General features: G+C 72.5%; 9 protein-coding genes. 2 read left to right on the top strand and 7 right to left on the bottom strand.

Annotation, left to right across the window (positions count from 1 at the left end; all coding sequences use genetic code 11):
- Nucleotides 1–622 precede the first annotated feature (622 nt).
- The 5 genes from mmuM to VT50_RS25035 form a co-directional block, all read right to left on the bottom strand.
- Nucleotides 623–1,531: a homocysteine S-methyltransferase gene (gene mmuM / locus VT50_RS25055; RefSeq protein WP_046088421.1), complete on the bottom strand. Its 909-nt coding sequence runs from the start codon at nt 1,529–1,531 to the stop codon at nt 623–625.
- 23 nt (nt 1,532–1,554) lie between these two features.
- Nucleotides 1,555–2,478 (bottom strand): LLM class F420-dependent oxidoreductase, encoded by a 924-nt coding sequence (locus VT50_RS25050; protein WP_046088422.1) that lies wholly within the window; start codon nt 2,476–2,478, stop codon nt 1,555–1,557.
- Between the two features lie 18 nt (nt 2,479–2,496).
- A complete protein-coding gene (locus VT50_RS25045) occupies nt 2,497–2,982 on the bottom strand; it encodes a DUF6099 family protein (RefSeq protein ID WP_046088423.1) in 486 nt (161 codons plus the stop codon).
- Nucleotides 2,983–3,317: 335 nt separating this feature from the next.
- Complete coding sequence (locus VT50_RS25040) at nt 3,318–3,680, bottom strand: nucleotide pyrophosphohydrolase (protein ID WP_075200454.1); 363 nt, start codon at nt 3,678–3,680, stop codon at nt 3,318–3,320.
- Nucleotides 3,664–4,821, bottom strand: coding sequence for an AAA family ATPase (locus VT50_RS25035; RefSeq protein WP_078840859.1), 1,158 nt, complete (start codon nt 4,819–4,821; stop codon nt 3,664–3,666). The genes VT50_RS25040 and VT50_RS25035 overlap by 17 nt, the downstream gene beginning before the upstream one ends.
- Nucleotides 4,822–4,991: 170 nt before the next feature.
- Here VT50_RS25035 and VT50_RS25030 point away from each other — a divergent pair, with 170 nt between their 5' ends.
- A complete protein-coding gene (locus VT50_RS25030; RefSeq protein ID WP_046088426.1) occupies nt 4,992–5,528 on the top strand; it encodes a hypothetical protein in 537 nt (178 codons plus the stop codon).
- A gap of 249 nt (nt 5,529–5,777) precedes the next feature.
- The gene (locus VT50_RS25025) at nt 5,778–7,946 is read left to right on the top strand and encodes an MMPL family transporter (RefSeq protein WP_046088427.1); all 2,169 of its coding nucleotides are present in this window, start codon (nt 5,778–5,780) and stop codon (nt 7,944–7,946) included.
- A gap of 161 nt (nt 7,947–8,107) precedes the next feature.
- On the opposite strand, the gene VT50_RS25020 is transcribed toward VT50_RS25025, so the two are convergent.
- On the bottom strand, nt 8,108–8,566 hold the full coding sequence (locus tag VT50_RS25020) for a MarR family winged helix-turn-helix transcriptional regulator (RefSeq protein WP_046088428.1): 459 nt from the start codon (nt 8,564–8,566) through the stop codon (nt 8,108–8,110).
- A gap of 54 nt (nt 8,567–8,620) precedes the next feature.
- A complete protein-coding gene (locus VT50_RS25015) occupies nt 8,621–10,246 on the bottom strand; it encodes a glycoside hydrolase family 13 protein (protein WP_046088429.1) in 1,626 nt (541 codons plus the stop codon).
- Nucleotides 10,247–10,329 lie beyond the last annotated feature (83 nt).

Below are 10,329 nucleotides of genomic sequence, written 5' to 3'. Positions count from 1 at the left end.
GGAACCCGTACACCACTTCCCAGGACGCAACCCGGCCCCGGAGCGAACCCCGACCCAGACCGCTAGGGCGAAGCCCCAGCCCGAGGTCTGAGGTCTGAGGGAAGCCCCGGCCCGGAGCCGTGGGGCAGAACCCCCAGGCCGGGGCCTGGGAGTTTAGAGCGAAGACCCGGGCCGGAAACCTGGAGCGGGCCCCGTCCCAGGGGCGGGGGCGAGGCCACGGCCGAGGTCGGGGACGGAAGACCCGGGGCGGGGCAGAGACCCAGGGGCGGGCGCAGAGGCCCGGGCCAGGATCCTGGAGCGAAGCCCCGGCCCGGAGTCTGGGGTCTGGGGCGAAGCCCCGGGGAGCCGAGGGAGGAGCCACCAGGGGCGGAGGCGGAGGCCGGGGCCAGGTCCTGCAGCGAAGCCCCGGGCCGGGGCAGGGGCAGAGACCCGGAGCAGGGGCAGGGGCGGAGTCACGGAGCAGGGGCTGAAGTGGAGACCCGGAGCACGGCCACAGGCGGGGGCCAGGGGCGGAAACCCCGAGCACGGGCTGGAGCGGAGGCCCAGGCCGGGGCTGGGGCGAAGCCCTGGGGCGCAGACCCAGGTGAGGGGAGGGGAGCCGTGCGCCGTAGGGGGCATGCGGCTAGTGGTTCCGTAGCGCGGTGGCCAGTTCCGCGATCCGTTCCGGGCCGACCCGGCAGCAGCCGCCGATGAGCCGTGCCCCCGCGGCCCGCCATGCGTCGACCCGTCGCGGGTCGAAGGTCGCCGGGCCGCGCCAGCTCCGGGTCGTGGCGTCCCACTCCTCTCCGCTGTTCGGATACGCCACCACCGGCTTGCCGGTGATGGCGGCCGCGAGCTCCACGGCCCGGTCCGCGTCGCCCGGCTCACAGCAGTTGACGCCGACGGCGATCACCTGGCCGGTCCCCGCGGCCAGGACGAAGGCGTCCCTCAGCGGCTGCCCGGCACGGGTCGTCTCCCCCGCGATGCTGTAGGAGAGCCATACCGGCACCCCGCATCCCTCGGCGGCGCTCAGCATCGCCTCGGCCTCATCGGCGTCCGGCACAGTCTCCAGCGCCAGCACGTCGGGTCCGGCCGAGGCCAGGGCCTCGATCCTCGGCCGGTGAAACCGCGTCAGCTCGGCCACGCCCAGCCCATAACGCCCCCGGTACTCGCTGCCGTCCGCCAGCATCGCCCCGTACGGGCCCACCGAGGCGGCCACCCACACCGGCTCGGCGCCCCGCTCGGCCGCCCCGCGGGCCAGCTCGACGCTGCGCCGCAGCAGCGCAGTGGCCTCCTCATCGCCCACGCCCCGGTGGGCGAACCCCTCGTAGGTGGCCTGATAGCTGCCGGTGATGAGCACCCGCGCGCCCGCCCGGACGTAAGCGGTGTGGGCCGCATCGAGCTGCCCCGGGTCGTCGGCCAGCAGCCGGGCCGACCACAGCTCGTCGGAGAGATCGCAGCCCTGTGCCTCCAACTGGTTGGACAGACCGCCGTCGAGGACGAGCGGTCCGCGCTCCAGCGCGGCGGCCAGGGGGATGGCGGGTATAGACATCACGGGCCCTCCTGGTGGTGCGCTCAGCCCAGCTGGGCCTGAACCTGCGAGGAAATCAGCTCCAGGTGATCGAGGTCGCTCAGGTCCAGCACCTGGAGGTAGAGCCGGGAGGCGCCCGCCTCGGCATAGCGGCCGATCCTCTCGACGACCTCGGCCGGGGTGCCCGCCAGACCGTTCTGCCTCAGCTCCTCGGCCTCCCGGCCGATCGCCGCGGCCCGCCGGGCGACCTCGGCGTCGTCCTTGCCCACGCACACCGCCAGCGCGCTCGAGTACACCAGGTCGTCCCCCTCGCGCCCGGCGGCCTCGGCCGCCTCCCGCACCCGGCCGAACTGGCGCTGGCTGTCCTCGGGCGAGGCGAACGGCATATTGAACTCGTCCGCGTACCGCGCGGCCAGCCGCGGGGTGCGGGTGGTCCCCTGGCCGCCGATCAGCACCGGCACCTTGCTCTGCGCGGGCTTGGGCAGCGCCGGGGAGTCCACCAGCTGGTAGTGGGCACCGTCATGGCCGAAGGTCTCGCCGACCGGGGTCTGCCACAGCCCGGTGACGATGGCCAGCTGCTCCTCCAGCCGGGCGAACTTCTCCTTGGGGAAGGGGATCCCATAGGCCCGGTGCTCCTCCTCGAACCAGCCCGCGCCCAGGCCCAGCTCGACTCGCCCACCCGACATCTGGTCGACCTGTGCCACCTGGATCGCCAGCACACCGGGCAGCCGGAAGGTGGCTGCGGTCATCAGGGTGCCCAGCCGGATCCGCCGGGTCTCGCGGGCCAGCCCGGCCAGGGTGATCCAGGCGTCGGTCGGGCCAGGGAGGCCGTCCACATCTCCCATGCGGAGGTAGTGGTCGGACCGGAAGAAGGCGTCGAACCCGAGGTCCTCGGTGGCCTTGGCGACGGCGAGCAGCGTGTCGTAGGTCGCCCCCTGCTGGGGCTCGGTGAAGATGCGAAGATCCATAGCACCCATCCTGCCTCGTCACGCGGCACCACCCCACTCCCCGCCCCATTCGCGGAAGGTGAGGTGCCTGAGCATGCCGTGCACCCGGTCCCTGGCCTCGTCCGCCGCGTCGATCGCCTCCACGCACTGCCAGTACAGCGCCTCCTCCTCGGTATTGGAGGCGACCCCGACCAGCGCGAAGCCCGCCTCCGCCAACAGCTCCCCCAGCGCCAGCAGCACCGCCCTCGGATCCCGCACCTCCGAGAGCTGGGCGGCCCGTAAGCCGCCGCCGCGCAGCGTGGGGTGGTGCAGCGCCGGGTGGAACAGGGCGCCGCGCGCCCGCCCGCCCGCCTCGCACAGACCGCGCGCCTCCGCTCGCGCCGCCGCCGGGCCGCCCACCGCGAAATATCCGCCGACCGCTTCGGCCAGCGCTTGAACCTGCCAGGCTTCGGCCACGATGTCGTGCACGCTCCCGGCCTTCGCCAGCGCGTGCCGGGTGACACCGATCAGCCGCATCGCGTCCATTCCCGCACCCCTCTCAACGGACTTCCGAGCCCGTCACTCCTCCACTACCCAGAGTGATGACTAACAGCCAGAAAAGCTAGGGGAATTCAGGAATCTGTTGACAACAGTTGCGATGTGGATAACTTCGTCACCACGGAGAGTGACGGATCAAGGGGTCGGAGCCTCGCGAACCACCGGAGATAACGGTTCACTGCGACAGCCCCCGTTCACCGTCATAGCCACCCGTTCACCGCGACATCACCTCTTCACCGCCAAAGCCCCCTTTCACGGACAGCCCCCGCCCACGCCGCTCACGACCAGCCCCCGCCCGTGCCGCGCCCAGCCCCCGTACGCCCTCAGCGCCCCCCGCTCACCGGAAACCGCACCTCGTTCCGGTCGATCTTCGCCGAAAGCGCCGCGAGCGCGTCGATCCCCAGCACCTCACAGAACTGAAGGAGGTACGCCAGCACATCGGCGACCTCGTCCTCGACCCGGGCCGCCTTCCCCTCCTCCCCCATCACCCGCGCCGACTCCTCAGGCGTCAGCCACTGGAAGATCTCCACCAGCTCCGACGCCTCGACGCTCAGCGCCGCCGCGAGGTTCTTGGGGGTGTGGTACCGCTGCCAGTCGCGCGCCGCCGCGAAGGCGGCCAGCCTGCGCTGCAGCGCCGCCACATCCAGGCCGTCGGTTCGTCGTTCGCTCTCATGGGACTCGCTCACGCCCCAGGTCTACCACCGTGACGGGGGCGTCCCCGACCGCCCCCGTCACGTCCCCCACCGTCCCCACGAGCCGGATGTGCCCCCGTGCGCACATCCGGGCCGCCACCCCCAGGAGCTCCCGCGCCTGCCGCCGGTCCAGACACCGGTCGAAACCGTCGGCCAGCACGGTCAGCACCTGCCGCGCGGGGAGCACATCGGCCGCCGGGTCCACGGCCAGCACACCGGGCCCGGTCAGCAGCACCAGCGCGAGCGCGAGATACCGCAACTCGCCGTCGCCCAGGCGCTCCACGGGCATCGCGCCGAACTCCCCCTGCTCGACCAGGGCCCGCACCACCCCGTCCGCGCGCCCCTCCGTGACCAGCCCCTCGACCGGCCCGGCGCACCCCGCCCGGACCGCCGCGACCAGCGCCGCGTGCCGCGTGCCGCACTCCCGGCTGGTCCGCCGCAGCACCGTCGCCAGGTTCTCGCAGCCGCCGCGCAGCCGACCGTCCCTCGGCGGCGCCGACGCCCGCATCCGGTCCGGCCGCGGATCGCAGGGGAAGACCGAGCGCAGCGCGATGACCACCTGCTCGGCGGCGGCCAGCGCGAGCCGCTGCCCCTCCGTCGTGCCCGCGACCCGCAGCGGCAGCAGCGAGGTCGCCAGCCGGTCGTCGGGCAGCGGGGCGCGGGTCACCGCGACCGCGCCCGCCGTGTGCCAGGCGGCCTGGACACAACGCCGCCCCGGGTCGCGCAGCGCCGTCTCCAGCAGGGTCTCCCCCGCCCCCGTCATCCGCTCGCCCACGATGCGCAGTTCGGGCTCGACCTGTACGGCGACATCGACCCGTACGGGCCCGACCGGGCCGTCCACGGTGCAGCCGATGCGGAAGCCGCGCCGCCCCTGCCGGTCCGGCCGCGCCCGGCGCGGGATGTACGCGGCCGGATCGCGGAACACCTCCGCGAGCCGGGCGCCGCCCGCGAGCCGCGCGAGCGCCGCGTACGCCTCCAGCACCCCCGACTTGCCGCTGCCGCTCGGACCGGAGATCAAGGTCAGCGGCCCCAGCCGAAACGCCGCACGGCGGTGGCTCTTGAAGGCCGAAAGCCTCAACTCGGAGACGACGGGCCGCAGTTGGGTCCTTACGGGCAGCAGCCCGGATGCGCTCATGCTCCGGAACATATCGGTGGCACATACCGCCGAACCGTTACTCCTTCCGTATCTTCCTACCATCGGGGGATGGCCGCCGTGGCCGATGATGACCAAGGGACAGCGGATGTTCAGCGCTCGGGGAATCGCGGATCTTCAGCGTTCGGGGAATTGAGGACGGTACGGGGGCCATGACTGACAGCACATTCTGGATCGCGGCCCTCACCGGCGGCACCGCCGTCCTGGCCAGCTGGGTCACCAGCCGCGGCAACACCCGGGCCGCCCGGATCCAGGCGGACACCGCAGCGCTCACCCAGCGTGCGGAGCGGCTGCGCGACAGCAGGCGCACCGCGTATCTCGATCTGATCGAACAGACCCACAGCACTGGCCAGTTGTACTGGGAGATCGCTGCCGCCGAGCGCACCGGTGCGGCGGAACGCCGCCCCGCCCTCCTGGACGAGCTGGCCGAGAGGGAACGCGACGAGTACGGCAAGATCCGTCGCTGTGTGCGGGTGGTCGAGCTGGAGGGCCCGGCCGCCGCGGCCACCGCCGCGAACGCGCTGCAGAAGGCCACCGGCCCGTTCCACCGCGCGCTGGGTGCGATGCGCGACGGCGAGCCGGAGGCGGGGCAGCGCTTTCACGCCGCGTTCCGGCCGTTCTGGCAGGCCCTCACGGACTTCGTGGACGCGGCGAAGACGGCACTCCAGGAGGTCGGCGGGGAGTCCTGACGAGGTTACGGGCGCCTCCTGACGAGGCGTGGCGGGGAGTCCCGACGAGGCCCCGCACTCGGACGGTGGCCTCGGCCGGGCTCGATGAGCGCCATCAGCACGGATGCTGAGACGCGGACCGCTTCTCTAAACCCTTTGGCGGAGCCGCCCTCACCCCCCAGGCCGATTTCCACGAGGACACGTGGTGCCGCCCCGAAAGACTGTCCTAGCGTGCCCTCTTACCGGAACATTAAATCCCTAAGGAGCGTCATGTTCGGGCGAATAGGGCGGTTCTCCGTCAACCGTCCATGGCTGGTCGTCGCGATGTGGGTGATCGCGGCGATCGGCCTGGCCATCCTTGCCCCACCGCTGAAGTCCAGCACCGACCAAGCCGACTTCCTGCCCTCGCACTACGAATCGGTGCGGGTGTCCAAGCTCCAGGAACACGCGTTCCCGCAGCAGGAGAAGGCGGCCGCCATCCTGGTCTACCAGCGGCAGGACGGCGGAAAGCTCTCCGAGGCCGACAAGGCCGCCGTCGTCAAGGCGACCAAGGGGTTCCAGGACGAGAAGTACAAGACCTTCAAGTCCGTGGTGACCACGCCCGAAGCCGTCTCCAAGGACGGCGAGATGGCGCTGGCCAACATCTATTCGACCAAGAAGGACGTCTACAACGAGGACACCCAGAAGTCGGTCAAGGATCTGCGCGCGGACCGCGACGGACTCCTGAAGGGCACCGCGCTGAAGGTCTCGGTGGCCGGTCCCGCGGCCTCGGCGCTCGATTCCACCGAGTCCTCGGGTGACACCGACGCCATGATCATGATGGCCACCCTGGTCCTGATCATCGTGCTGCTCGGCGCCATCTTCCGCAGTCCGCTCATCGCGCTGATGCCCGTGCTGATGATCCTGGTGATGTTCACCATGGCCCAGGGTCTGATCGCCACCGCCAGCGATCTGTTCGGACTCGAGGCCGACAGCAGCGTCTCCGCGATCCTGATCGTGGTGCTGTTCGGCGTCGGCACGGACTACATGCTGTTCCTGCTGTTCCGCTACCGCGAACACCTCCGCCAGGGCCAGGAGCCCAAGGGAGCGCTGATCGACGCCACTTCCCGGGTCGGCGAGACCATCGCATCGGCGGCCGGCGCGGTCATCGTGGCGTTCCTCGCCCTGACGCTGTCGACGATGGGCAGCATGCGCGCCATGGGGCCATCGCTGGCGATCTCCGTCGCGGTGACCCTGGTGGCGGCCCTCACCCTGGTGCCCGCGGTGTTCTCGCTGCTGGGGACGAAGGCGTTCTGGCCGTCCAAGGCGTGGAAGCAGGCGCCCCGCAACCGGCTCGCCAACGGCACCGGCGCCTTGATCTCGCGCCGTCCCGGGCTGATCGCCACGGTGTCCGCCTGTGTGCTGGCGGCCCTCGCGGTGGGCGCGTTCGGCTTCAAGGCGGAGTTCGACACCGACAGCTCGCTGCCGAAGGACCTGGAGTCCGTCCAGGCCATGGCGGATCTGCAGAAGAGCTTCTCGGCCGGTGAGTCCGACCCGACCCTGGTGTACGTGCAGTCCGACGGCGGCGCCAAGCTGGACCCCGCGGCGCTGAGCGGGTTCCGGAAGAAGCTGGAGGGGGTCGAGGGCGTCGGCGAGGTCTCCCCCGCCGTTCCCAACCCCAGGGGTGATGTGGCCCAGTTCAGCGTCGTGCTGAAGTACCGGCCCGCCTCGGAGAAGGCCATCTCGCTGGTGTCCGGGGAGCTGCGGGACACCGCGCACGCGTCCGCGCCGCAGGGCAGCGAGGTCCTGGTGGGCGGGACGACCGCGGTACTGAGCGACATCGAGGACGCGGTCAACCACGACTACCGGCTGGTGTTCCCGGTCGCGGGCGTGGCCATCATGCTGATCCTCGGCCTGCTGCTGCGCAGCGTGGTGGCGCCGCTGTACCTGATGCTCGCCGTGGGCCTCGGCTTCGCCGCGACCCTGGGCTCGACGGTCTGGCTGTTCCAGGACATCAAGGGCGAGAACGGTCTGCTCTTCATGCTGCCGATCGTGGTCTATCTGTTCGTGGTGGCGATCGGCACGGACTACAACATCCTGATGGTGGCCCGATTGCGGGAGGAGGTCGGGAAGGGCAAGTCCCCGGCCGAGGCGGCCCGGCTCGCGGTGGCCCAGTCGGCGCCGACGATCGGTTCGGCCGCCATCATCCTCGCGGGCACCTTCGGTGTGCTGATGCTGGCCAGCAACACCATGCTCCAGCAGATGGGGTTCGCCGTCGCCTTCGGCATCCTGCTCACCGCGTTCATCATGGCGCTGCTGCTGGTGCCGACGGTGACCGCGATGCTCGGCTCCAAGGCGTGGTGGCCCAACCACCGCTTCGACTCCCCCCACGCGTCCGGTGCCTCCGGTCCGGGGCGTGCCGAGGAGCCCGACGCCGCCGATGACACCGTAAGGGTGTGATCCCCGGCTGACGCCGCCTTACGGGCGTGATCCGCGGCTGACCCGGCCGCGGAAACGCCGCGGTGGCCCTTCGCGGCATCGTCGCGGAGGGCCACCGGTGGCTGAGGGCCCCACCGGCCGCCTGGTCCGGCGGGGCGCGGCGGCGCCGGGGCGGCCGGAGGTCACCGCGCGTTCCGAGCGCGAGCGCCCTCGTCCTCGTGGTCTCGCACCCGCTCGACGAGGCGGTGCAGCAGTGCGCGCGCCGCGCGGACCTCCTCCGGCGGAATGCCCCGCGCGAACGCCTCGTGGGCCTCGGCGGCGCGGGCGGTGATCCTGTCCAGGACGTCCTCGCCGGCGGATGTGAGGGCCAGGAGCGGGGAGCTGCGGTGATCGGGGTTGGGCCGGAAGGCGGCCAGTTCCGCATGGACCAGGTCGTTCGCGACCCGCTGTGCTGCCTGGCGGGAGATGCCCAGCCGGCGGGCCGCCTGGGCCACGCTCCGCGGACTGTCGGAGACCACGCTGAGCAGCTGCCATCGGGCCTGGGTCTGCCCCTCCGCCGCGGCGACGGCCTCCCCCGACCGGCGCAGTACACCCGCCGCCTCGTAGACGTCGGCGACCAGAAGGGCCATCTCGTCGGGCACGCGGCCTCATCTCCCCGATCGACAACAGATTGTCGCTCTGTGCGACCGTTGTCATCATATCCGTGGCGGACCGGGCGGCACGTCCGGCGGATGCCGCGGAGCGGGGGTGTCGAGGAGCCACAGGGCGGTGTCGGGCGGGAGCGCGTCGCCATCGAGGGGGCCACTGGCCAGTACCGCGCGGCCCGGTACGCCGAGCGCGGCCCGGGACAGCGATCGCGTACCGAGGTTGACGACGCAGCCGAGCGCGCCGCGCCGGAACGCGAGGTACGGATCCCCGGCCGCCGAGTACCAGTGGGGCGGGGCCGCCGGATCCGGCGCGGGGTGGGCGCGGCGCAGCCGGAGGGCGGCGCGGTACAGGGCGAGCGTCGAGCCGGGGTCCCGCTCCTGGGCGGCCACGGTGTACCGCGCCCAGTCGTCCGGCTGCGGCAGCCAGGTGTGTTCGGGTGCGGCGGTGGTGAAGCCGTACGGGGCCCGGTCGCCGGACCAGGGCAGCGGTACGCGGGAGCCGTCGCGGCCCCGGTCGGTGTGTCCTGAGCGTTCCCAGAGCGGGTCGCGGACGCGGTCGTCGGGTACGGCGGCCTGGGGCAGGCCGAGTTCCTCGCCCTGGTAGAGGTAGGCGGAGCCGGGCAGTGCGAGCATGAGCAGGGCCGCCGCGCGGGCGCGGGCGGCGGAGCCGAGGCGGGTCACCGGCCGGACCGCGTCATGGCTGGAGAGCAGCCAGGTGACCGGTCCGCCACCGGGGCCGGACAGCGAGGCGTCGATGACGCGGCGCAGCTCCGCCGGGTCCCAGGCGGCCTCCAGGAAGGCGAAGTTGAACGCCTGGTGCATCTCGTCGGGCCGGATGTAGCGGGCCAGCCGGTCGGGGTCGAACACGGCGGACTCGGCGACCATCACCCGCTCGTGCGGCGGTACCGCGCCGGGCGGCGCCGGATGGCTGTCCAGCAGGGCACGCCACTCGCGGTACAGGGGGTGCAGCTCCTCCTGGTCGTAGTACGGCATGAGGTGGTTGCGCCGCGGGTCCCCGTGCTGTCCCGGCCCGGCGTCGGGCAGCCCCTCGGCCTTGAACAGGGCGTGCGCCACATCGACGCGGAAGCCGTCCACGCCCCGGTCCAGCCAGTGCCGCAGGATGCCGGTGAAGGCGGAACGGACCCCCGGATCCCGCCAGTTGAGGTCGGGCTGTTCGGGGGCGTGCAGATGGCAGTACCACTCGCCGTCGGCCACCCGGGTCCAGGCGGGTCCGCCGAAGGCCGACTGCCAGTCGTTGGGCGGGAGCGCGCCGGACGGGCCGCGTCCGGCGCGGAACAGATAGCGTTCGCGCGCGGCGGAGCCGGGCCCCGCCGCCAGCGCCTCCCGGAACCAGGGGTGCCGGTCGGAGGTGTGGTTCGGCACGAGGTCGACGATGAGCCTCAGGCCCAGCTCATGGGCGCGGGCGGTGAGCCGGTCGAAGTCCCCGGGGCTGCCGAGGTCCGCGGCGACGCCGGTGTGGTCGGCGATGTCGTATCCGCCGTCGGCGAGCGGCGACGGATAGAAGGGCGTGATCCACACGGCGTCCGCGCCCAGTTCCGCGATGTGGCCGAGGCGCGCGGCCGCCCCGGCGAGGTCACCGGTCCCGTCGCCGTCCGAGTCGGCGAACGCGCGCGGATACACCTCGTAGCAGACGGCATCCCGCCACCAGCTCATGCGGACTCCCGGACCTGCGGTCCGGCACCGGCGCCCGGTACGGACCGTTCAGCGCCGACCGGACCGGGACCGGGCGGGACCGG

This window comes from Streptomyces antioxidans (assembly GCF_000968685.2).
Classification (GTDB): domain Bacteria; phylum Actinomycetota; class Actinomycetes; order Streptomycetales; family Streptomycetaceae; genus Streptomyces; species Streptomyces antioxidans.
Note: the sequence above shows the minus strand (reverse complement) of the source record. Positions and strands in the feature narration are given on the sequence as shown.

What these genes read in the sequence shown, in the direction of transcription:
- mmuM (WP_046088421.1), bottom strand. Translation starts at nt 1,531, where the DNA reads ATGTCTATACCCGCCATCCCCCTGGCCGCCGCGCTGGAGCGCGGACCG.
- VT50_RS25050 (WP_046088422.1), bottom strand. Translation starts at nt 2,478, where the DNA reads ATGGATCTTCGCATCTTCACCGAGCCCCAGCAGGGGGCGACCTACGAC.
- VT50_RS25045 (WP_046088423.1), bottom strand. Translation starts at nt 2,982, where the DNA reads ATGGACGCGATGCGGCTGATCGGTGTCACCCGGCACGCGCTGGCGAAG.
- VT50_RS25035 (WP_078840859.1), bottom strand. Translation starts at nt 4,821, where the DNA reads ATGAGCGCATCCGGGCTGCTGCCCGTAAGGACCCAACTGCGGCCCGTC.
- VT50_RS25030 (WP_046088426.1), top strand. Translation starts at nt 4,992, where the DNA reads ATGACTGACAGCACATTCTGGATCGCGGCCCTCACCGGCGGCACCGCC.
- VT50_RS25025 (WP_046088427.1), top strand. Translation starts at nt 5,778, where the DNA reads ATGTTCGGGCGAATAGGGCGGTTCTCCGTCAACCGTCCATGGCTGGTC.
- VT50_RS25015 (WP_046088429.1), bottom strand. Translation starts at nt 10,246, where the DNA reads ATGAGCTGGTGGCGGGATGCCGTCTGCTACGAGGTGTATCCGCGCGCG.